Here is a 22644-nt window from a genome sequence, read left to right as displayed (position 1 = left end):
GCACGGCAGCCGGACCACGAGGGACGGTGTGGGGGTCAGTGACAGCTGTACGTCGGACCGGTGTCCAGGACCGTTCCGTCGGTACCGACGAACTTCGAGGTGAAGCTCGTGTCGGTGAAGTCGAGCCGCATCACACCGAACTTGTCCCAGATCCGCTTCTGGCTGTTCTTCTGCACGGTGTCGCCCTGGCCGTACAGGTCCTTGCCGCCCATGCCGCCGAGGACCTCGACGATGCCGTTGGGGTCCGCCTGGCCGTCCGCATTCTGCGGGGCGAACCGCTCGTAGTGGTGGTCGTGGCCGCTCAGCACCAGCTCGGTGCCCGCTGCCCGCAGCATGGACCAGACCGGCTTGGCGACGGGGTCGTTGCCGTGGCTCCCAGAGCTGAACAGCGGGTGGTGGAAGTACGCGGCGACGCACTTCTTGGTGTTCTTGGCGAGGTCGGCCTTCAGCCAGTCGAGCTGCTCGCGCTCGTCGAACCGGTTGGAGTTGAGGGCGACGAAGTGCCAGTTGCCGTAGTCGTAGCTGTACCACATCTTGCCCTGGGGAGTGGCGCGGTCACCGAAGTACTCCCGGTAGGCGACCTCGTCCTGGTTGTCCCAGTCGTCGTACGCCTCGTGGTTGCCGGGCACGGGGTGGGTCTTGTCCTTGAACCGGCCCCATGACTTGTCGTAGTAGTTGCGGAAGTCCTCGATGTGGGCGTCGTCGTACTGGTTGTCGCCCATGGTGATGTAGAACGCCGGGTTGATCGCCATCGCACGCGCGGCGGTCTTGAAGTGCTGGCATCCGGGGTCGCTCTGGTTGCACTGGTCGGCGATGTCACCGGCCCCGACCACGGTGAACGCGCCGTTGGCGGGCGGGTCGGTGGGGGTGGTGGTGCCGACGCTGCCGTACACCTCGATCTCCCACAGCGAGTAGCCCCACGCGGTGCCGCGAGCGGTGCCGTACACGCGCAGGTAGCGGCCCTTCCCTGACAGGCCCGTCCAGCTGTCGGTGCCGCCGTTGCCCGCGGTCTCCGCGGCCAGGCGGGTCCAGTCGGTCCCGTTGGCCGAGATCTCCAGCCGGTACTGCTTCGCGTAGGCGGCCTCCCACGTCAGGTTGACGCGGGAGACGGCCGCCCCTTCGCCCAGGTCGATGCGGAGCCACTGGGGGTCCACTCCCTCGGCACTGGCCCAGCGGGTGGTCGCGACACCGTCGACCGCCTTGCCGGGGGTCAGCGTCGAAGTCTCCGAGGACGAGGCGGTGGCCGGCTTGCCCCGCGATATCAGTGCCTCGGCGCCGGGCGGGTTCGTCGGTCCCGGGCCGGGCTGCGGATCGGTGTCGATACGGAAGTCCTCGCCGTAGACGGCCCAGGCCAGCGGGGTGTTGAGGTCGAGGTTGCCGTTCCGCAGGAAGACCCGCTGGGCGGTGTCGACACGACTGGTGTCCTCGTGGGCCGCCTCCTTCTTCATCTCGACCACACGGGCGTCGAGGAAGGCGTCGAGGTACCGGGTCTCGTCTCCGCCCTCGGCGGGCGTGCCGGCGTCGTTCATGGCCTCGGCCCGGATGCTCTCGAAGCCCGACTGACCGTGCATGACGATGGCGTCGTAGTAGGCGAACTGGCCGAGCACCCGCAGTCCGTCGCTCTTGGCCCGGGAGACCGAAGGGCCGAAGTAGACCCGGTCGCGCTCGTGTTCCTGAGCCGCCCGGAACTCCTCGGTGGCCGCGGCTTGTTCCCAGGCGGTCGTGAAGCCGGGGTCGAGGCCCTCGTGGGAGTCGCTCCCGTCGACCGCGCGGAGCGCGGGGAGGTACTTGGCCAGCGGGTTGCCGGGCACCTGATCCGTGTAGTACTCGACGAGTTCGAGCATGTCGTGCGTGCCTGAGCAGAAGCCGATGATGCCGGCGGTGTAGCCGCGGCCGTCACCGATGTCCTCGATGTAGTCGAACTGCTCACGCCACTTGAGCGAGGAGTTCTCGGCGGTGGAGACGATCTGCATGGCGATCTCCTTCTTCACCGGATCATCCAGGCCGGTCGCCACGGCCGCCTGTCCGGTGCCGAGTGCGACCACGGCGGGAATCGCGGCCAGCGCCGTGGCCAGGCCGATCCGCGCGCCCGTCCGCCGACGGCGGTGCGCGGGGCGGGGTGGCCGTTCCGAACGGGGCCTGCGACGGAAAAGACGGTGGGGCACGCGTAGACGCATGTGGTTCTCCGATCTCTTGCGACGTGCCGGACGCCGAACGCGCGGGGCGTCGTGGAGGGGCGTACGGACACAGCTCAGCCGGGGAAGGTGTGGCTCTGTTAGGAAAGTTTCCTTTCCATTGGCCGCGTCTATTGGAGCGTGCCGGACCACGCGCCGCAAGGGTCCCGACAGCAGCAATCCGGAGCGGAGCAGCGGTGGTTGGCCGACTCCGCACCCATGAGCGAGCGCGTGACGCCGACGCGGGGCAGTACGTCCGGATTCAGTGCGCACACCGGTACGGCGGGAACCTCACGCACGTACGCGGACACGCTGATCGACCGGTGGAGCGGCTCAGCCGCCCGTCCCGTGGCCGGTGGCCGGGGAGTGCGGAGAGCCTCAGCCGTCCGCTCGCCGGGGCGCCGGCCCCGTACTGGCGCGCACGATCAGTTCGACCGGGACGATCGAGCGGACACCGCTCTCCCCGTCTCCGCTGAGCCGTTGCAGCAGGAGGTGGAGCGCGCGTCGGCCCGTCTCCGCGAAGTCGTTGTGGACGGTGGTCAACGGAGGCAGGAGGTACGGGGCCTCGGGGATGTCGTCGTAGCCGATGACGCTGACGTCGTCGGGCACCCGGCGACCCGCCTCGTGCAGGGCTCGCAGAACTCCCAGTGCCATGTGGTCGTTGGAGGCGAACACGGCGGTGACGTCCGGCTGGGAGGCCAGTTGCCGGCCGAGGGAGTAGCCGGAGCTCGCGCTCCAGTCGCCGATCAGGGGCTCGGGGACGAACGCGCCCGCTGCCTCCAGCGCCCGGCGCCAGCCGAGTACGCGCTGTTCGGCGGCGAGCCAGCCGCTCGGTCCGGCGATGTGCCGGACGGTGGGGTGACCGAGGGACAGGAGGTGCTCGACGGCCAGGCGGGCTCCGGTGGCGGAGTCCGAGGTGACGACGGGGGTGTCCGAGCCGAGATGGCTCTCCAGCGTGACCAGGGGTATGGCGGGCGCGACGTGGGCCAGTGCCTTGTCCGTGTGCTGCTGCGGAGCGATGGCGATGACACCGTCCGCTCCCTCCGCGGCCAGCCGTTCCACGGCCTGCATCACGGTGTCCGCCTCGGACAGGGGCAGAGCGATGGAACTGATCAGGTATCCGGCCTCACGTGCCGCGAGGTTGATCGCGGTGAGGATGGAGGCGGGGCCGTGCCTTGCCGCGTCGAACGAGATCACGCCGAGGATCCGGGTGCGTCCGCTCGCCAGGGAGCGCGCGCTCGAACTGGGCCTGTAGCCCAGTTCGTTCATCGCGGCCAGAACCCTCGTACGCGTCTCGGGACGCACGGAAGGGTTCTCGTTGAGAACCCGGGAGACGGTCTGCTTCGAGACACCGGCCAGCCGGGCGACATCGTCCATCACCGGCTTGATTCCGGCGAAGCTGCGGCGGCTGCGCCCGGTCGAAGCCGGTTTGCCGGTAGCGGCTGCGGACATCGTGGTCTCCTCGGGAGCACCGGTTTTCGGTCATGGCCGTCCGGCCGGATCAAGGATATGCCGGACGGCCACGCGATCACCCCCGGGCTCAGCTCCGGCGGACCGGCCAGACCCTCCGTGCGGTCCACGTGGCACCGCTGACGTGGGCCTCCTGGTGCGACGCGGTGCCGGACGGAAGGTGCACCCCGTGCTGCCCGGCGTGCATGGGGAGGAGCCGCAGGGTGATCCCATGGGCCCGTACCGCGCTCGCGTCCAGCCGGTCCAGGCCGATCTCCCAGGGCTGCCCGGCCTGGAACTGATCGGCGACGAGCGTCTCGCCGGTGTAGGCGCGCGCCACGTCGCCCGTCCAGTCGATACGCAGGAGCACTCCGTCGGGCCGGGCGAGGAGCACGTCCGGCACGTCGATGCGGTACTCGGCGGCCGAGGTCTCGAAGTCCTTGTCCACCGGAGCGCTGGACCGGCCCATGGCATTGGCCGTCGGCGCGGGGGCGGGTCCTGCGGGGCGGGTGAGCCGCACGGCGAGGGGCCCGGAGGTCTCCCCCGCCGACTCATCGGCGGCCAGGCGGTAGCGGGTGAAGACACCGTCGGGCGCGGTGCGCACCTGGGCGCCGCCCGCGCTCAGCGGCTGGCGCGGGGCCGGGAAGACCGCGAAGGACGGTTCCGCGGCGGTGCTGTGGACGCGCACCTCGTCGTGGTCGAAGACGACCCCTTCCTGACACAGCACCAGGCGTTCGGCGTCCCACGCACGGCCCCGGTAGACACTCGGAGCCGTGGTGGCGTCCAGGACGAGCAGGCCGACGCGTCCTCCGTCAGGGGTTTCGATCTCCACGAGGGCGTCGGTTCCCGCTGTCAGGCCGGTGATCAGGATGCGCCCGTCGACATGGGTGATGTCACCGCTCGGGGCGCTCACCGAGGACACCGTGGAGGCGCTCAGGGCGAGTTCGGGGTCGATGCCGTCGATGGCGGCGAGCACGAGGATGGTCTGCCCGTCGCTGTCGACCCCGCACACCGGCCGGGCGGTCGCCCACTCCAGCAGCGCCCCGGCCACCCGCATGCGAAGGGGCCAGCAGAAGGAGGCGCCCGACGGGATCGTGACGGGCGTGCTGGGCAGCGAGACCTCGGTGCCGTCGGGCCAGTCGATACCGAAGGTGGTGTCCGGGTGGGAGGGCAGCGGCTCGTGCGGCTGATGGTTGTTGACGAAGAGGAATCCCGCATCGGCGTCGCAGCGCACCGCCCAGCGCAGGGTGGAGCGGTCCCCCTGCCCGCTGGGCTGTTCCTGGGGCAGGACGGAGGTCATGGGTGCGATGCGGTGCCCGAAGTCGGCCAGCAGCAGGTGCTGGAGGCGCAGCTCGTGGTACGAGGGCCGGTACTGGCCGTACTCGCCGAGCGGGGCCTGGAAGTCGTACGTGAGGACGGGCAGGTCGTTGGGGTAGCCGGTGGCGTGTGATTCCTGCAGGGTGCTGAGCTCGCCCGCCGGGTTCGTACCGCCGTGGAACATGTAGTAGCCCTGCCAGGTCGATCCGCAGCCGATCTTGGTGAGTCCCAGTGCGGCCACGTCGGCGGCGTCGACCCGCGGCCGACGGTGGTAGGAGTGGGCCATTCCTCCGCCGAGTTCACAGGTGGCCCAGGGGAACCGGTCGGTGGGCACGCCCTCGCCGCCCCGCACGGTCGTCGGCCGCAGGTCGGCGCCGATGCCTTCGTCGTCGCGCTGATGGGTGAAGAAGAAGTGTTTGCGGCAGGTGTCGGGCCAGCCGCCGTGGGCCTCGGTCCAGAAGGTCTCGGGGTAGCCGCCGTACAGTGGCAGCAGCTCGTCGGTGGGTAGTTGGACGCCGCCCCAGGCGGTGGCCGTCCACAGCGGCGCGCTCAGGCCGCTGCGCTGGGCGAGCCGTTTGAGGGTGAGCAGATGGCCCGGCTGGTCGTAGAGCTCGTTCTCGATCTGGACAGCGACGACGGGGCCGCCGTGGGCCCGGTCGAGGCCCCGCAGTTGCTCGCCGATGGCCGCGAACCACCGTTGTACGGGCTCCAGATAGGCGGGGTCGTCGGTGCGCGGTGCGCAGTCGAGGCCGAGCACCCAGTCGGGCAGGCCGCCGTTGCGGACCTCGGCGTGGCACCAGGGCCCGATCCGTGGAATGAAGTCGAGACCGTGGCGGGCGCACAGCTCGGCGAAGTGCCGCAGATCGCGGTCGCCGTCGAAGCGGATACGGCCCTCGGTCTCCTCGTGGTGTATCCAGATCACGTACGCGGCGACGACGGTGATGCCGCCCGCCTTCATCTTCAGGAGTTCCTCCTCCCACTGCCCCGCGGGGTAGCGAGTGAAGTGGAACTCGCCGGAGACGGGGAACCAGGGGCGGCCGCCCCTGGTGAGGTAGCGGCTGGTCACCTCGATGGGGTCGGTGGCCCCGGGCGCGTCACTGAACGGCAGGTGACCCGTGAGCGGAGGGCCGCCAGGAGCCGGCAGCCGCAGGTGGTTTCGCATCAGGATTTCTCCACTCCGAGGTCAGGGGTATCGGTCAGCAGGGCTCGTGAGGTGACCGTGGCGTCGAGTTCGAGAAGCACCAGCTCGTTGGTTCCGGCGCGCAGGACGGACGCGGGGACGTAGAGGGTGCGCTGCGGACCGCGGCTCCAGTAGCGGCCGAGGTTGAAGCCGTTGATCCACGCCTGCCCCTTCGTCCATCCCGGCAGCGCGAGGAAGGTGTCGGCGGGTGTGCCGACGTGGAAGGTGCCGTGGTGGAAGGCCGGTCCGGCCTGCGCCGCGTCATGCGGGGCCTGGGCGAGGGGGGCGAGGTCGTTCAGGGCCAGGGGGTAGCCGTCCCACTCCCGCAGTACGACGCCGTCGAAGGACACCGGGCCCCGGAGTCCCTTGTCGTCGCCGATGCGAGGCCCGTAGTTGACCCCGCCCATGTTCTCCACGAGCACGTCGAGCCGGGCACCCGCGCGCGGCACACGCACGGTCAGGCTCTCCTGGTGGTGCTCGTGTTCGAGGACGCCGGCCGGGGCGCCGTCCACGAAGACCTGGGCGCGGTCGCCCACACCGTGGGCGAAGTGCAGGACCCCGTCGCCCGCGGCGGGCAGCGTGGTGCGGTAGAGCACGAAGCCGGCGCGCAGCCCCATCGCTTCCATCGTCAGGGGTTCAGGGGAGTGCACCGGGACGCCGAGTTCGCCGACCCGTTCCAGGAGGGGTGTACGGCGGTCCAGAGTCACCGTGGTGGGGGGCAGCTTCGGCGCCGGAGCGGGAAGCGGCTCATGGGGCACGGGCGCGTGGCGTGCGATGACCTCCCGGAAGGCGTGGTACTTGGGGCCGGGGTCCCCGGACTCGGCCAACGGTGCGTCGTAGTCGTACGAGGTCACGACGGGGTTGTACGCGTGGTCATGGTTGGCGCCGTTGGTGAAAGCGAAGTTGGTGCCGCCGTGGAACATGTAGATGTTCACGGAGGCTCCTGAGGCGAGCAGGGTCTCCAGCGAGGCGGCGGCATCGTCCGCGCCGCGCACGTGGTGCGGCTCGCCCCAGTGGTCGAACCAACCGATCCAGAACTCGGTGCACATCAGCGGCCCCCGCTCCTGGTGTGCGCGCAGCCGCTCCAGGGACTGTTCGATCCTTCCGCCGAAGGTGCCGGTGGCGAGCACGCCCGGGATGCTTCCGGCCTCCAGATGTGCTGGGTCGGCCTGGTCACAGGTGAAGAGGAGTTCCTCGACGCCTCGTTCGCGAAGGCCCTGTTCGAGGTGTTTCAGGTAGGCGGCGTCCTTGCCGTACGCCCCGTACTCGTTCTCCACCTGCACAGCGATGACGGGGCCGCCCGCCGTCGCCATGAAGGGCGCGAGCGCGGGAAGGAGCAGGTCGAAGTAGCCGTCGATCGCGTCGGTGAAGCGAGGGTCGCTGCTGCGCAGCCTGATGTCACGGTCCGATGTGAGCCAGCCGGGCAGCCCGCCGCCGTCCCATTCCGCGCAGATGTACGGTCCGGGCCGCAGCAGGACGTTCAGGCCCTCCTCCCGGGCCAGCCGAAGGTAGCGCGGGAGGTCCAGCAGTCCGTCGAGGTCGAGCGTGCCGGGGGTCGGCTGGTGGAGGTTCCAGGGGACGTACGTCTCGACCGTGTTCAGTCCCATCAGCCGGGCCTTGCGCAGCCGGTCCGCCCATTGGCCCGGGTGAATGCGGAAGTAGTGCATGGCACCGGAGATGATCCGGAAGGGTTCGCCGCGCAGCAGGAAGCCGTCGGCGGTGGTGGTGAGCGAACTCATTTCTTGGTGGGTCCTTCTGCGGTGAGATCCGGTGAGATGCGGGTGGCGCCGATCAGCCAGAGAGTGGCCGCGAGGCACATGAGCGAGACGACGGCCAGGAGCAGGGGGACCGCCCGGATGCCCGCCCACTCGATGACCTTGCCGAGCGCCGGTCCTGCGGCCACTCCTCCGACCATGGAGGCCGCGATGACGAGGGCGCCTGCCCGGCGTGCCTGGGGGGCGGCCTCCATCAGCCACGGCAGCGCGGTCGGGAAGATGGGTGCGATGAACAGGCCGACGCCCGCGTACGCGTAGGGAGCGAGTGCGGGTACGGCGGCGGCGCACAGGCAGAGCGTCATGCCCGCGCAGGAGACGGTGATGATGGACTGCGGAGAGAAGCGCAGCGCGATGGGCGCGACCAGGAAGCGGCCCACGGTCATCATCAGCCAGTACACGGACGTGGCGGTCGCCGCGACTCCCGCTCCGTATCCGACCGTGACGAGGTGCGTGGGCTCCCAGCCGCCGACTCCCGCCTCGATGCCGACGTGCAGGACGTACAGCACGACGAAGACGGCCAGTACGGTGGCGAGGCTGCGGCCGAGGACCCGGGGTGCGGCCGGGGCCGCGTCGCCTTCGACGGACTGGTGCACTGCCTGGTCACGGACACCGCGCAGACAGAGCAGCAGGGGCAGGGTGAGGACGGCGAAGCCGAGGAAGACCGCCGGATAGTGCTCGGAGCCGACGAGTCCGATCAGCGCGGGGCCCAGGATGGCACCCACCCCGAAGTGGGCGTTGAGGATGTTGAGCATCGCCGTGGAGCGGTGGCCGAATCCGGTGGCGAAGAGCTGGTTGAGGCCGTAGTCGATTCCGCCGAAGCCGAGCCCTGCGAGGAGCGCCGCGAGCAGCCCCACCGGCCAGTTCGGTGCCACGGCGAACCCCGCGGCACCGACGGCCATCAGCAGGTAGGAGCCTCCCAGGAGGCGGCGGTTCCCGATGCGTCCGTACAGACGGTCGAAGATCAGTACGCCGGCGACGCCGCCGACGAAGTGTGCGCTGAGCCCCAGACCGGCCCCGGAGGGCGAGAGCCCGAACTCCGTACGGAACGCCGGGATGGCCGGACCGTACAGTGCCTGGAGCGCCCCGATCAGCACGAAGCCGATACACGATGCCACCACGGCGGCCCCGTTGAAGGCGGGCACGCTCTGCGTCGCTGGGGTCCCGGGAGCGGGGTGCGGTGCGGTTTTCTCTCTCATACGGACTCCAGGTGGCGGCCCACGATCTCGTGGGCGAAAGACATGATCGTTCCCTGCGGGCTGATCCCGGGGGCCCCGGGCAGCACGCTGGCATCGCAGAGGTGCACGTTGGCGAAGCCGTGCGGTCTGCCCTGTTCGTCGCAGACCCCGCCGCGCTCGGGCAGGGCCATGGGACAGCTGGCCATCCCGTGCACGGAGACCAGTTCCCAGTCCCCCGGGCGCACCCGGGCGCAGTACGCCTCCACATCCGCAGCACTGCGCAACGGCGCGGCCGCGCTCGTCGGCGGCAGTACCTCGGTGGCCCCGGCCGCGAAGAGCAGCTGGGCGGTACGGCGGAAGGCCAGCGTCAGGGCGTGATGGTCGGACCGGCTCATGCCGTGCCGCAGGACGGGCGTGCGGCCGACGACCGCGGCGATGCCCGCCGGCCCCTGCATCCGTACCTGGGTGGTGAACATGCCCAGGTGCGCCCGCTCGCCGAGTAGCCGGTTGACCACGTGTGGGTCCCGCCCCGCCAGGGCCGCGCCCAGTCCTCCCGGTGTCAGGTTGGACGGCATGACGAGCATGCCGAGGTCGGAGTGCTCCTGGACCTGGGCGGTGAACATGGTGCCGCGCACCGCGTCGACGACCCGGGGGAACCGGGCGATCGTCCTCAGATTGAGGTGGAGGGCCAGCCGTCGCCCGGCCGTCCGGGCGTGGATGCCGCTGCGCCGCAGGAGTACGGGGGTGCCGATCGGCCCCGCGGCCACGAACAGCGTGCGCGGCCGGTAGCGGATCGCGCGCCCTTCGTCGTCCGTGGCCTCCACGGCACGCGCGTGACCTCGCTCGTGCACGATCCGGTCCACGCGCACACCCGCGCTGATGCGGGCGCCCAGCTCCTCGGCCCGGGGCAGGTAGGTGAGCGCCATGCTCTGCTTCGCCCCGCTGGGGCAGCCGGTCGCACACTGGTTGCGGTGCTCGCACCCGCGGACCACCCGCTGGGGGCGCTGCCAGCGCCAGCCGAGGGATTCGGCGGCGCGTGCCAGCAACCGTGAGTCCTCGTTGCCGTTCCCGTGGTCCTGGACGATCATGCCCAGGCGCCGCTGGATCTCGGCGAAGTGCGCTGCCAGCGCGGGTGCTCGGTAGCCGCCGTACCCGCTCAGCGAGGACCACCGGTCCAGGAGCGCACCGGAGGGCTCCCACAGCAGACCGCCGTTGACGACGGTGGTGCCTCCCACCGCCCGTGCCTCGCCGTAGGCGATGGTGGGTGTGCCGAAGACCGCGGTGGCCCCGCCGTTGCGGTACAGACGCCGCATCGACTCGGCCGGGGTGCTGGTCTCGAAGTCCTTGGTGGCGACCCGGGGACCTTCCTCCAGTACGGTCACGTCCCGCCCCGCGCGGGCCAGTTCCAGGGCGGCGACACCGCCGCCCGCCCCGGAGCCGACGACCAGCGCGTCGCACTCGACCTCGCGCACGGGTCCCGCGCGCCGTGCCAGGAGCCTCATCGGGAGCCCCCTGCCGTGTTCCGGTCCTCGGGCCGGGCCCCGTCCAGCGCCCCGTACAGGGCGAGGGCGGTGGTGGCGCGCAGCACCTCGCTGTACCCCGGAAGGCCGCGCAACCGTGCCATGCCGTGGCGTATCTGCTGGGGTGTGGCGGTCTCGGGCCGGTGCCCCGTCGCGACGCGGAAGGCGACCGGGAACAGCCGGAGGGCGGCCGCTATGCCGTACCGGTACGCGGCCGGCATGCGGTCCACACTCGCCACGGTGTGCTCGACCGCCAGGGCACGGGCCTGCGACGAGCGCAGGGCCTCGAACTCGGAGGACCAGCAGACCGGCAGCGAGGAGGCGCCCAGGGCGCGGGCGGTCGTCGTCATCCGGTCACCTTTTCGCGCACCAGGGCGGAGATCAGCCGGATCGCGCCCTGGTCGAAGACCTCGTCCAGGGCGTTGAGGAACAGGTCCACTTCGTCGTCCTGGGCCACCAGGGGCGGAGAGGCGATCAGGGCGATGGCTCGGTTGGACCCGAAGAAGGTCAGCACACCGTGGTCGCGGTACAGGGCGGCGACCACGGCCCCGGTCAGGATCTTCGCCAGGGCCTGCGGGTCCTTGGCCAACGAGGTCGGCAGAGCGGCCCGCAACCGGGCGGGGACCTCGGGGCCCGGGTTGAGGAAGACCCCGTGCAGCGCCCCGCGTCCTCTGACCTCGCGCACCAGGCGGGGGTGCCGGGCGGCGATGCGGGCCAGTCCGTCTCCGAGCCGCTCGCCCAACGCACGGGCCCGGCCCGGGAAATCGTCCTCCACGGCGATCGCGACGGCTTCCAGCGCGGTGGCGGTCTCCTCGCCGAACCCGTAGTAGGTCGTGCTGTGGAGTGTGGCGTCCGCGAGGTTGTCGTAGGCGGCCCGGAAGAGGGGCTCGCGTGTGATGTAGCCGGAGATCGAGGATTTTCCGCCGCCGAACGACTTCGACGTCGTGACGATGTCGGGGACGAGCCCGGGGTGGTGCATGAAGTGGAACAGGGCGCCGGTCTTGCCCCAGCCGGTGTACACCTCGTCGAAGATCAGCACGATGTCGCGTTCGGTGCAGACCCGCCGGACCTCGTGGAGGAACGCGGCGGAGCACTCGCGCAGGCTGGAGGCGCTGAAGGGCTCCAGCACCACGGCGTAGACGTCGCTGTCGCCCGCGGAGTCGGTGTGCCGGTCGAGGGCGAGGAGGAACGAGTCGACGTCGTCGTATCCGAAGGTGTCCGTACCGGGAATGCCCGGGTAGGGGAAGTGGACCTCCGGGGAGGCGGTCAGGCTGCCCGCGCCCAGGAGCTTCCCGTGGAAGGCGATGTCCGTGTGCAGCACGGTGCCGCGACGGCCCCGGTGGTACTTGTACGCGAGTTTGACCGCGCCCTCCACCGCCTCCGCGCCCGAGTTGGGGAAGTAGCTGATGTTGAGGTCACCGGGGAGCAGCGCTGCCAGGTTGTGGCTCAGCGCGGCCACGTACGGGGAGAAGTAGTTCTTGTGCACCTCCATCCGGCGGGCTTCCTGGAACCGGCGCCGCGCCGTCAGGAGCCGCGGGTGGTTGTGGCCGTGGTTGAGAACGCCGACGCCGCCGGTGAAGTCCAGGATGCGACGGCCGTCGCGCAGGTGTATCCACGCCCCCTGGGCGTGATCGACCAGGTCACGGCCGAAGCCGAAGGAACCGATGAGGGAGACCTGACTGCGGCTGACGAACTTCTGGTACAGGTCATGGACCTGCTCGGTGGTCAGGTTCTCCGCGTCGTCCAGGGTGAGCAGCTCAGACATGGTCGCTCCCGGTGGACACGTGCCGGTCGGCGATGAGGCGGCCGGCCCGGCGCCCGCCGCGTACCGCGTAGTTGGTCCCCCGGTCCTCGGGGAACACCTGGGCCATCCCGGACAGGTAGAGCCCCCTGATCCCGGATTCGACCGGCGGCATCACGCGGGTGTAGTGCGGGGTGATCACCGGCTGCGCGTGCTCCGCGTGCCAGACGTGGTAGCGCTCCACCCAGCTGCGGTCGAAGTCGGGGAACATGCGCTTGATGTGGGGCAGGCTGTACTCGAAGACCTCGTCGTCGGACATCTGGTACAGCGGGGCGTCCGTCGGCAGGTACTTGGAGAGGTAGACGACGTGCCTGCCCTCGTAACGCTCGGGGCTGTCCAGGTTGGTGTGTTCGATGACGCCGACGTACGGGAAGTCGGGGTCGTTGACGTTCAGCCAGTAGGTGTCGGAGAGCTTGCGGTTGTTCTCCAGCACGAGACACACGTTGCCGAGGTACTCCACTCCCCGCCAGCGGCGGAGCAGCTCGGGTACCGCCGGATGGTCGACGCTCTTGTGGTCCAGCAACTGGGCTGCCAGCTGGGGCGCGGTGGTGATCAGGACCTGCCGGGCGGGATGGAACTCACCGTTCGCCTCCACGCCCGTCACCCCTGATCCGTCGATCCGCACGCTCTCGGCCGGTGTGCTGGTGCGGATGTCCACCCCCATCGACTCGAGGTGCTCCTGGAGGGCTGTCAGCAGGGCCTGGCAGCCTCCCTTGATGTAGTAGAGCGTCTCGCGCCCCGAGCGGGTGCGGCTGCCGCCCCGCAGGTGGAGCTTGGTCCACATCCATGTGGCGCCGACCTGGTCGGCGTACTTGCCGAACTTCCCTTCGAGCAGGGGGCGCCAGACCACCTCGTACACGCGCCGTCCGCCAAGGGACACCAGCCATTCCTCGGCGGTGAGCGGTTCCAGCTCCCGCCAGTGCTTCACCTTCCGGGCGCGCAGGGCGAGGATCCCCAGCCGGATGCGGTCCTTCAGCGCCAGGGGCGCGAAACGCAGGACGTCCAGGGGCGCCGACAGGCGGTAGACGGAGTTGGCGTAGAAGAGCCCGGTGCGGGTCTCATGGGCCTCCAGCAGATGCGAGATGCCGAGGGTCTCGCACAGCGCGATCATCTCGTTGTCCGAGGAGAACCAGTGGTGGTAGAAGCGCTCCAGCCGCTGACTGCCCACGTCGAAACTCGCGGCGAGTCCCCCGACCGCGGGGTCCCGCTCGATGACGCGGACACTGCGCCCCTGACCGGCGAGTTCGAGAGCGGCGGCGAGGCCGGTGAAGCCGGCGCCCACGACGACGACGTCCACGGGGTCGAGCTGTACTTCGTTATCGGGGTTCACGAGGCTATGCGCTCCTTTGCGACGAGAGTGCGTGACGGCGTGCCGAGCTGTTCCTTGACGATGTAGTCGGGATGTCCCTGGACCTGGCGGAACACCGCGTGCAGGTATTCGCCGACGATGCCGATGGCGAGGGTCTGGGCGCCGAAGGTCCCCGGGCGTATCAGGAGCTTCGGGTCACGCCTGAGCGCGGCGGCTCCCAGGCCGCCCAGCAGCGCGGCAGCGCCCACACAGGTGGACATCCGCAGCGGTGTCACCGAACCGGCCAGCAGTCCGCGCCGCGAGAGGGCGAACATCTTGCGCAGGGTGTATTTCGATTCCCCGGCCAGCCGGGGGTTCCGGTCGTACTCGACGCTGGCCTCCGGGAATCCGAACCAGCTGATCGCACCGCGGAGATAGAGGTTCTTGTCGCTGGTGTCGTTCAGGTGCGCGACCAACTCGCGGTCCAGCAGCCGGAAGTCGCCCGTGTCGAGCGCGAGCGAGTGATCCGACATGGCGTTGAGCACGCGGTAGAACGCATAGGCGCTGGCCTTCTTGAACAGCGTCTCCCCGTCGCGCCTGCGCCGTCGCGCGGACACCACCGACCAGCCGTCGAGCCAGAGTTGAGCCATCTCCGGTATGAGCTCCGGAGGGTCCTGCAGGTCCGCGTCGATCACGACGACCGCGTCACCGGCCGCCTCTCGAAGGCCGGCCATACACGCTGCCTGGTGGCCGAAGTTCCGGCTGAACCGGATGGCCCGGACGCTCGGGTCACGGCGGGACAGCGACTCGATGGCCTCCCACGTACCGTCCACGCTGCCGTCGTCCACGTAGATCTGCTCGTACTCGAAGCCGGACAGCCTGCGCAGCGTTCCGGTCAGGCGGGCGTGAGTGTGCCGGACGACGTCGATCTCGTTGTAACAGGGGACGACGACGCTGATCTTCGGTTTCTTGGTGCCGGGCGTCTGCCTCTTCTGCGGCACAGCATGAACTCCTTGCACTTGGTCGCCGGAGCAACGATGTGGCACCGGTCGGACACGAAGGGTCACTCGAAGCGAGATCGATGTTACCGGTAACTTTGATGGCGTCAAGGAGGCCGAGTGCCGGGCCGGGAGCGGGGGTTGGGGCTTTGCGCACGTTTCCGGAGAGAACGGTCACGCCTCGGGAAAATGCCGCGATCACCCCTGGTTGCAGGGGCTTTCACACAGGGACGGCGCCCGGCCCTAGCCGATCTCGGCGGTGACCACCATGGCCGTTCGGGCATCCGCCTCCACGAGCAGGGAGCCGCCCGGCGCCCACAGCGCGGAGCCGCCACAGCCGGTCCAGGGGCCTGCCTGCCCCACGTGGTTGGCCAGCACGACGTACACGTTCGCGTCCCTGGCGATGCCGGGATAGACCGCCGCACGCTCCTGGACTCCACCGCCGGTCCCGTACAGCGAGCTGGCCAGGTGCACCTGGCAGCCGTCGGCGGTGCCACGGGAGATCAGCTCGGAGAAGTGGTTGTCGTAGCACGTGGCCAGAGCGAAACGCAGGCCGCCGAGCTCGAATCGCCCGTCCTGCCGCCCCGCCACGAACACGCTCCGCTCGTGCTCGTAGAGGTGTTGTTTGCGGTAGGTGGCGATCAGCTCGCCGCCGGCCCCGTAGACCAGCGTTTCGATGGCGGGCAGCTCACCGTCCGTCGCCGCGGCGCAGTTGACGACGGCGGCGATCCCACTCGCCCTGATCGCGTCGAGGCGCGGATCGTCCGCGCCCACCAGGAGACCGGGATCGGCGACCAGGGCTTCGAGCTCGTAACCGGTCAGCGCCAGCTCGGGGAACACGACCAGCTGGGCGTCCTGCGCCCGGGCCTCTCCGGCGAGGTCGGTCATCTGCCTGACGTTGGCACGGATGTCACCCGGTACGCAGGTGAACTGGGCGGTCGCGATCTTCATACGCCCCAGGATGCCAGGCCGAAGATCCGTCGGGGTCTCAGCCCACGTCGTCGAAATGCCACACGGCACGGGCACCCAGGCCGACGAGGAGGCCGAACGGCCCGTCCGTCCCCTCGTGCCGACCGGTGGCCGGCCCGCGTGACGCGTGTTCTAGTCGGGGTGAGCCTGATCGGGGCGAGGGGGTGTTCAAGGTCGCAAGGGTGACTGCGCGCAGGGCTGTATGGCTTCGCCGGGGGGGCGCGAAGTCGGCTGTTGATCGCGCACCCACAGTGCCGCACCGTATCAGCATCGATACGAAGAGTAACAACTGTGGCCCGCATGACGGTTGTGCACCGAGGTTTTCACAGGGTCTGTCGAGCAAACCCGTATGACCTCGCAAACGGAGTCGCACAACCGTGAGTTGAGGAGCCGGGCCGGGTCACTATGGCGCCCGTACGGGTGCTGGATGTGCGTGACGGTAAGCACGGGGCGTTCAACATGGGTAGCATCCGGCAGCAATCCCCATATACAAGGAGTGTGAACTACCGTGGCCGACAGGCTGGAAGACACCGACCTGAAGAGCGTGCAAAGCACGTATGCAGAGCGTTTCGCCGCAGACCTCGTGGCCAATCGCTCGGAGCAGGGCGAAATCACCGCGCAGCTCACGCAGTTGCAGACGCGACTGGAGCAGCTGAAGAAGGACGAGGGCTGGCTGTCCGGCATGCAGGGCACGCTGCCGACCACAGCACCCTCCGCCGAGGCCCTCCCCGCCGAAGCCACCGGCACCGCGCCCGTCACCGACACGGCTCAGGACGCCAAGGCCGTCCCGCAGCCGCGTTCGGCCAAGGGCACCCGCACGAAGGCCGCGGCGTCCAAGGCCACGCAGCCGAAGGCAGCTGCCAAGAAGCCGGCCGCCACCGCGAAGAGCACCTCGCGCAAGACGGTCAAGAAGGCATCCGGCGGGGACGCCGTCGCGAAGGAGGCCACGGAGGCCGCAGCCCCGAAGAGCACCGACACCCCGCTGCACCAGCTCCTCCGTGCGTTCCTGCCCGCCGGGGAGCCGCGCCTGGTGCGCGAGGTGCACGCAGATCTGGAGAAGGTGCACCCGGACCGCAAGACGTCCGCCCAGGTGGTGCGCAACAGCCTGGAGACCCTGGTCAAGAGGGGCATCATCAGCAAGGAGATCCAGAAGGGATCGGCCATGTACACCGCGCCCAAGCCGACCGCCGGATCCGAGGCGGCCGACAAGGCGGTTGACGCTCGGGTGCCCGTGGAAGCCTGACGGCCGAAGGCCACACCACCGCCTTCGTCGCTGAGGCGGGCAGCGCGGAGGACGGCGCACATACGTCAATGTGCCGGGAAGCACCTGGTGTTTGACGTGCGGCGTCCTTCGCGGCCACGTCGGGCGATGGCCCGTTCCACCTCGTGCCCGGTCGCACCTCGGGCCCAGTACGGCCGCCTGCCGCCAGCTCCCCGGCGACGATCCCGGTGCCGGGGAGGCGGCCGCCCGGCTCAGTGCGGGAGCTCCACCGACACGTACGGCGCCAGGGACCGGAGGAAGTCCGCCGCGTCGAACATCGCGCCGGCCGACGCGACGCCCGCCGTCCGCGTGTGCCCGGCCAGGATGCGCTGGACGGCCTCCACCGCCAGGGGTGCGGTGACCGCGTAGATGTCCTGCCCGTGAGCCGTGGCGCGTCGCTCGACACCCCCGGCACGGACCAGGACGTCGACGACGAACATCTGGTCCGACCGTCCGAGGGCGTCGACCGCCTCCGGCGCCGGTGTGTCCTGCTCGGCCAGGTCCCTCGCCGCCTCGACGGCCATGTGGTTGCGGACTTCGGACACATCCAAGTGGCTCGGAATGGTGACGACATCGGCCATGGTGAACTCGGAGATCACCGTGCGACGGCCCAGCGGCTCAGGGAACAGCCAGTCCTGCTCCGATGCCTTGTCGTCGTGGTACCGCAGCGCGCCGTCCACGAACCGCACCCGACGGCCCCCGCGGCGCTCGTGGGACACCTGACCGGCCGCCCGGGTGCCCGCCGTGGGACGCCAGCTCGTCAGCCCGTACGCGACGTGGGCCACCTCCGCCGCCGTCCACTCCCCCATCGCCGCGGTCACCAGCAGGTCGCCCAGCCCACCGAAGAAGGCCATCGCCGGCACCACGGGGACTTCGGCCTTCCGTGCCGCTTCCGCGTAGTCGGCGAACATCGCGGCATTCGCCTCGATCTCTGCCGCGACGTCGACGTACGGGATACCCGCGCGCAGAGCCGCCTCGACGACCGGGCCCCCGGTCACCGCGAAGGGTCCGGCGCAGTTGATGACGGCCGCCGCGCCGTCGAGGGCCCGGTCCAGTGAGCTCGCGTCGTCCACGGCCGCCGGGCGTACGACCACGTCCGGCCACTCGGCCGCCAGCGCCTCCAACTGGGCCGCGTTGCGGCCGGAGATGACGGTGGCGATGCCACGCCTGTGGAGTTCGGCGACGACGAAGCGACCCGTGTGACCTGTCGCCCCGTACACCACCACTGCGGCCGTCGTACTCATTGTTGCTCCCAGTTCGCGTTGTTCCGATGAGTCCAGTCTCAACTCAGTTGGCATCAGGGCGTGATGGTCCGGAAGGACATCACACGTACACTTTCGGACATGGCAACTGTCGCGCTGCTGACCGCCGGTCACCTGCTGCACTTCGAGCTGGCGGTGGCCTACGAGATCTTCGGCAACCCGCCGCGCGAAGCCGCGCAGGGCTGGTACGACGTACTGCTCTGCGGGCCGGGACCTGTGCGGGTCGGCCCGTTCATGGTCGAACCCGACCACGGGCTCGAGCACGCGGTCGGTGCCGACACCGTGATCGTGCCCGCCTGCGCCGACGTCGATGATCCGCCCCCGGTGGAGCTGATCGATGCCGTGCGTGCGGCTCACGCCGCGGGCGCTCGGGTGGCCTCTCTCTGCACGGGAGCGTTCGTGCTCGGCGCCGCCGGCCTGCTGGACGGGCGGCGGGCAACCACCCACTGGGCCCACGCCGCGGAGTTGAGTGCACGCCATCCACGGGCCCTCGTCGACCCGGACGTGCTGTACACGGACAACGGCAGCGTGCTCACGGCTGCGGGCAAGGCCGCCGCCGTGGACCTCTGTCTCCACCTGATCCACCTCGACCACGGCGCCGCCATCGCCAACTCCGTCGCCCGCCGCCTCGTCATGCCGCCCCATCGGCCCGGCGGCCAGGCCCAGTTCGTGGCCACGCCGGTCCAGGTGTCCGGCGAACACACGCTCACCCAGCTGCTCGCCTGGGTCCAGCAACGGCTGGACCAGCCGCTGACGGTGACCGACATGGCGCGGAAGGCGAACACGAGCCCGCGCAATCTCGGTCGGCAGTTCCGGTCGGTGATCGGGCAGTCGCCGATTCAGTGGCTCCTGATCCAGCGCGTACGCCGCGCGCAGGAGCTGCTGGAGGCCACGGACAAGAGCATCGAGGCGGTTGCCGTGGCCACGGGGATGGGCACCGCCACGACACTCCGGCGCCAGTTCAAACGGATCGTCGGGGTCCCGCCCGACAGCTACCGACGCTCGTTCCGCAGCACGGGGCCCGCCTGACCGGTGCGGGTCTTCGCGGTCACACGGTGGGAGGCGTGGCCGGCGGCGGGGGCGCCGCGGGTGGCACAGGGTGGACCGATGAGGGGCCCTGGGGGGCGGGCTGCTGCTGCGCAGGCGGGTAGGGGTGTTGGCCATACGGCGGTGGGTACGGGGCGTAGTGCTGCGGTGGGAGGTACTGGACGACAGGCGGAGCCGGTTCCGGTCTCGACACCACGAGCCGGATCAGGACGAGCAGCAATCCCGGCCCCACGCCTGCCGCCGCCATGATGAGCGGCAGGTACTGCTCCTGAACGTTGTCGGCCGACAAGGCGCGCCGCCCGTCCGCGCAGTAGATGAACGCGCCCAGGAGGATGAGCAGGGACGCACCGGCGTATATCCCGATCCACAGTCGCCGCGCGGACGCGTTCCGAACAGGTATGACGGCTAACAAGAGCCAGACGAGCACCACCGGCAGACCGAACGAGATGATCATTTCCCACTCCCCGTCCAAGCCGACGGTCATCCATCGGCGCACGTATCATGCCTCGCCCCCGCAACCGGCGTAAGACCCCCCTTGGCCATCTATTTCCTCAGCACCGTGCGTGGCGACCCGCCCAGGCCGCCTTCCACTGGAGAAAATGGCCCGCAGAGCCGTGCCGGGACGGAACGCACAGCTTTCACGCGCAGGCAGAAGGACAGGAATTGGCCACACGCAGAGGGTTTCTCGGCGGCGTTTCCGCGGCGGGTGCGGCGACGCTCCTCGGCAACTCCCCCGCTGCCACCGCGCAGGCGCGCGCAGCCGCGCCGGACACCGAGTTGGCGGCGCGCGACGCGATCCGCGCCGCCAACGCCGGGATGCGCGGCGCCTACGCCGCACTCAAGTCCGAACTGATCGGTCGGCTGAGCCCCGTCGTCGTCGTCCAGAACGACGCCAGGGGCGGCAGGTTCACCCTCGTTCACGACGGACGCCTGGAAACCGTCAGCCCTGTGCCCGAGGTGTTCGAGCTGGCCAAGTCGATCAGCCATGTGCCCCAGGGGATCTTCTCGACCATCGCCGCGTACATGAGCGACACGGCCCCGCACCTCCCCAACGCCGACCGTGTCGATCCGCACGACCTGTCCGTGGTCGCGTTCGAGGGGCCTCGGGCGGACGGCTGGATCAGCCCGCTTCAGGACTACGCCGTTACGCTCACGACTGCCCGCCAAGGGCTGGGGGAAGCGAACCTGCCGCAGGAGCTGGAGACTTCCTGCCGACGGATTCTCGACGAAGCGCTCACGTTCATCAGTGATTCCGTCGGGCGCGGAAGATTCGACATGGTGTCGTTCCAGGAATTCTCCGGCCGGGTGTACCCCAGCATTCGCACGAATATGACGTACGCGGCCGAAGCGCAGATTCTCGGGGTGGAAGGTCTCATGCGGCGGTGGCGGGACCGGATCGGACATGTGGCCTGGCAGGACCTGTATGCGGTCGTGATGTCGATCTGGACGACTTCCGAGCTGAATCAGGCGTCGGTCATCATCAAGCAATGCATGAATCCCGCGAAGGTCGCCACCCATCTGATCGACCTGCCGACCGTCGAAGTTCCCCGGGACCCCGTGTTCGTCGCCCTGGACAATCTCGCCCGGATCGTGCAGGACAAGGTCGCGGCCGAGATGGTCTTCCCCACCGATCCGGTGGTCGCGGACGCGTTCAAGGGCAAGGAGGACTTGGTCTCCGGCGAGATCCTGAGACAACTCGCGGGAAGGGACCCGATGCCCCCTGCCCCCGCCGGGACCGCGGCGTCCGCCTGCCCGGTCCGGAAGGAGACGTCTCGGGCGTGACGACTCGGGCGTGACGGCGTGATGTGCGGGTGGCCGGCCCCATCCCCTCCGAGGTTCACAGAGCAGGCTGGTGGTCCGGGGTGTAGGCCCACGGGCGGAGCTGTTCCAGCGCCTTGCCGATGCGGAAGACGGTCGCGTCGTCGTAGGTGTGACCGACGATCTGGACTCCCGTCGGCAGGCCCCAACTGCAATGGCCGCTGGGAACGTTGAGGACGGGGCAGCGATTGTTGATGTTGAAGGGAATGGTCATCGGCGCCCACAGCGGCTCGCCGTGGTCCTCGCCGTTCACCACCAGTCGTCCCAGCAGGTCGTCCCCCGCGGGCAGGCCGGGGACGGCCGACGTGGGGCAGATCAGGGCGTCGAAGGGTGCCATGGCCTCGCCGAGCTCGCGCTGCAGTGCGGTCTCGGCCCGCAGGCCGTCCAGGTAGCTGATCCGCTCACGGGCCACAGCCATGGTGTCGGCGAAGGCCACCGCGTACGCCGACATCTGCTCGCGGTGTTCCGCCGCGATCTCGGAGACGAGGGCGCCGAAGATGGTGGAGAAGTGGGCCGCGAGGCACTTCAGGATGTCCTCCCTGGTCCAGGGAAGCTCGATCTCCTCGACCACCGCGCCGGCGTCCCTCAGTGCCTGGGCGAGGTCGCGGGTGTTGGCCTCGACCTCCGGGTGGACGTCGTACGCGCCGAGGCGCACGCACAGGGCGATACGCATCCCCGCGACCGGGTCGTACGCGGTCGGCAGGACGAGCTTGGGGCGCAGCGACACATGGTCGCGCGGGTCCGGGCCCGTCAGTACGTTGGCGAAGGCGAGGCAGTCGTCCACGGTCCGGGCCATCGGCCCGTCACCGCGGTAGTGGTCGGCGGACAACGGCGCGACCCCCGGAACACGTCCGTAGGGGGCCTTGAAGCCGACGGTGCCGGTGAAGGCGGCGGGAATGCGGGTCGATCCGCCGATGTCGGAGGCGGAGGCGAGCAGCGCGGTGCCCGCCGCGAGTGCGGCGCCCGCCCCGCCGGAGGAGCCACCGGGGGTGAACCGGGGGTTCCAGGGGTTGCGGGTCACGCCCCAGAGGCGGCTGTGCGTGAAGGTCGCGATGGAGAACTCGGGGGTGGCGGTGCGGGCGTGGATGATGCCGCCGGCATCCAGGACGCGGTCGATCACGGGGGCGTTCTCGGTCGCCACGGTGCCGACGTTGACCAGCGAACCCTCGGTGAGCGTGCGTCCGGCGATGGCGTGCTTCTCCTTGGTGGCGACCGGGATGCCCTCCAGGGGACGCGGCGCGAGTCCGCCCTTGCCGAGGAAACGGTCCTCGGCCTGCCGGGCTCCTTGCAGTGCCTCGTCGAAGAGCCGCTCCGTGAAGGCGTTGACGACGGGCTCGACCTTCTCCGCGCGGTCGATGACCGCACGCATCAGCTCCACCGGGGACAGCTCGCGGGCCTCGAAGAGCCGTCGCGCCTCGGTCGCACTGAGATAGACGAGGTCGCTGCCGGAGCCGTACGAAGTCATGGGAGTTCCCTTCCGGGTGGTGTCCGATGCCGTGTGCTCCACGTGGTGCGGCGGGCCGCCGCCGTTGTGGTGCCCCGTCAGGGTCCGGGGCCCGCCGCCCGCTCCCCCGCGATTGCATGAATCCGCCAGCGGGGGCGGCAGACTG

Annotated in this window: 17 protein-coding genes and 1 pseudogene; 3 read left to right on the top strand and 15 right to left on the bottom strand. The window is 70.0% G+C overall.

What is annotated here, in order from left to right; translation table 11 throughout:
* Positions 1 to 35 precede the first annotated feature (35 nt).
* The 12 genes and pseudogenes from ACFWSK_RS02065 to ACFWSK_RS02010 form a co-directional block, all read right to left on the bottom strand.
* Positions 36 to 1262 carry a discoidin domain-containing protein gene (locus ACFWSK_RS02065; protein WP_383780804.1) on the bottom strand — a complete coding sequence of 409 codons (1227 nt, stop codon included), beginning with the start codon at positions 1260 to 1262 and terminating at the stop codon, positions 36 to 38.
* 54 nt (positions 1263 to 1316) lie between these two features.
* A pseudogene (locus ACFWSK_RS02060) lies at positions 1317 to 2177 on the bottom strand (chitosanase); the annotation flags it as partial.
* A 375-nt stretch (positions 2178 to 2552) separates the two neighbouring features.
* Positions 2553 to 3626: a LacI family DNA-binding transcriptional regulator gene (locus tag ACFWSK_RS02055; protein WP_383780646.1), complete on the bottom strand. Its 1074-nt coding sequence runs from the start codon at positions 3624 to 3626 to the stop codon at positions 2553 to 2555.
* Positions 3627 to 3714: 88 nt separating this feature from the next.
* Positions 3715 to 6102, bottom strand: a complete 2388-nt coding sequence (locus ACFWSK_RS02050; RefSeq protein ID WP_383780642.1) for a beta-galactosidase — start codon at positions 6100 to 6102, stop codon at positions 3715 to 3717.
* Complete coding sequence (locus ACFWSK_RS02045; protein WP_383780639.1) at positions 6102 to 7859, bottom strand: glycoside hydrolase family 35 protein; 1758 nt, start codon at positions 7857 to 7859, stop codon at positions 6102 to 6104. The genes ACFWSK_RS02050 and ACFWSK_RS02045 overlap by 1 nt, the downstream gene beginning before the upstream one ends.
* Positions 7856 to 9091 carry an MFS transporter gene (locus ACFWSK_RS02040; protein ID WP_383780636.1) on the bottom strand — a complete coding sequence of 412 codons (1236 nt, stop codon included), beginning with the start codon at positions 9089 to 9091 and terminating at the stop codon, positions 7856 to 7858. Before ACFWSK_RS02040 ends, ACFWSK_RS02045 begins: the two co-directional genes overlap by 4 nt.
* A complete protein-coding gene (locus ACFWSK_RS02035; protein WP_383780633.1) occupies positions 9088 to 10572 on the bottom strand; it encodes a GMC family oxidoreductase N-terminal domain-containing protein in 1485 nt (494 codons plus the stop codon). The genes ACFWSK_RS02040 and ACFWSK_RS02035 overlap by 4 nt, the downstream gene beginning before the upstream one ends.
* Entirely contained in the window at positions 10569 to 10940 is a 372-nt protein-coding gene (locus ACFWSK_RS02030; protein WP_383780630.1) for a hypothetical protein, read from the bottom strand. Before ACFWSK_RS02030 ends, ACFWSK_RS02035 begins: the two co-directional genes overlap by 4 nt.
* Positions 10937 to 12355 carry an aspartate aminotransferase family protein gene (locus tag ACFWSK_RS02025; RefSeq protein ID WP_383780627.1) on the bottom strand — a complete coding sequence of 473 codons (1419 nt, stop codon included), beginning with the start codon at positions 12353 to 12355 and terminating at the stop codon, positions 10937 to 10939. Before ACFWSK_RS02025 ends, ACFWSK_RS02030 begins: the two co-directional genes overlap by 4 nt.
* Entirely contained in the window at positions 12348 to 13721 is a 1374-nt protein-coding gene (locus ACFWSK_RS02020; RefSeq protein ID WP_383780624.1) for an NAD(P)/FAD-dependent oxidoreductase, read from the bottom strand. Before ACFWSK_RS02020 ends, ACFWSK_RS02025 begins: the two co-directional genes overlap by 8 nt.
* Positions 13718 to 14680, bottom strand: coding sequence for a glycosyltransferase family 2 protein (locus ACFWSK_RS02015; protein WP_383780621.1), 963 nt, complete (start codon positions 14678 to 14680; stop codon positions 13718 to 13720). The genes ACFWSK_RS02020 and ACFWSK_RS02015 overlap by 4 nt, the downstream gene beginning before the upstream one ends.
* Positions 14681 to 14920: 240 nt before the next feature.
* On the bottom strand, positions 14921 to 15628 hold the full coding sequence (locus tag ACFWSK_RS02010; protein WP_383780618.1) for a carbon-nitrogen hydrolase family protein: 708 nt from the start codon (positions 15626 to 15628) through the stop codon (positions 14921 to 14923).
* 526 nt (positions 15629 to 16154) lie between these two features.
* Here ACFWSK_RS02010 and ACFWSK_RS02005 point away from each other — a divergent pair.
* On the top strand, positions 16155 to 16889 hold the full coding sequence (locus tag ACFWSK_RS02005; RefSeq protein ID WP_383780615.1) for a hypothetical protein: 735 nt from the start codon (positions 16155 to 16157) through the stop codon (positions 16887 to 16889).
* A 230-nt stretch (positions 16890 to 17119) separates the two neighbouring features.
* Here ACFWSK_RS02005 and ACFWSK_RS02000 read toward each other — a convergent pair whose 3' ends face one another.
* Positions 17120 to 18151, bottom strand: coding sequence for a saccharopine dehydrogenase NADP-binding domain-containing protein (locus ACFWSK_RS02000; RefSeq protein WP_383780612.1), 1032 nt, complete (start codon positions 18149 to 18151; stop codon positions 17120 to 17122).
* 99 nt (positions 18152 to 18250) lie between these two features.
* Between ACFWSK_RS02000 and ACFWSK_RS01995 the strand changes: the two genes are divergently transcribed.
* Entirely contained in the window at positions 18251 to 19198 is a 948-nt protein-coding gene (locus tag ACFWSK_RS01995) for a GlxA family transcriptional regulator (protein WP_383780609.1), read from the top strand.
* A gap of 19 nt (positions 19199 to 19217) precedes the next feature.
* On the opposite strand, the gene ACFWSK_RS01990 is transcribed toward ACFWSK_RS01995, so the two are convergent.
* Positions 19218 to 19670, bottom strand: coding sequence for a hypothetical protein (locus ACFWSK_RS01990; RefSeq protein ID WP_383780607.1), 453 nt, complete (start codon positions 19668 to 19670; stop codon positions 19218 to 19220).
* Between the two features lie 209 nt (positions 19671 to 19879).
* Here ACFWSK_RS01990 and ACFWSK_RS01985 point away from each other — a divergent pair, with 209 nt between their 5' ends.
* The gene (locus tag ACFWSK_RS01985; RefSeq protein ID WP_383780605.1) at positions 19880 to 20998 is read left to right on the top strand and encodes a hypothetical protein; all 1119 of its coding nucleotides are present in this window, start codon (positions 19880 to 19882) and stop codon (positions 20996 to 20998) included.
* A 55-nt stretch (positions 20999 to 21053) separates the two neighbouring features.
* On the opposite strand, the gene ACFWSK_RS01980 is transcribed toward ACFWSK_RS01985, so the two are convergent.
* Positions 21054 to 22499 (bottom strand): amidase, encoded by a 1446-nt coding sequence (locus tag ACFWSK_RS01980; protein ID WP_383780602.1) that lies wholly within the window; start codon positions 22497 to 22499, stop codon positions 21054 to 21056.
* Between the last annotated feature and the right edge of the window lie 145 nt (positions 22500 to 22644).

Origin of the sequence: Streptomyces sp. NPDC058620, from assembly GCF_042717135.1 — a bacterium.
In the GTDB taxonomy this organism is placed as follows: Bacteria; Actinomycetota; Actinomycetes; order Streptomycetales; family Streptomycetaceae; genus Streptomyces.
This window is presented reverse-complemented; position numbering and strand designations above follow the sequence as displayed.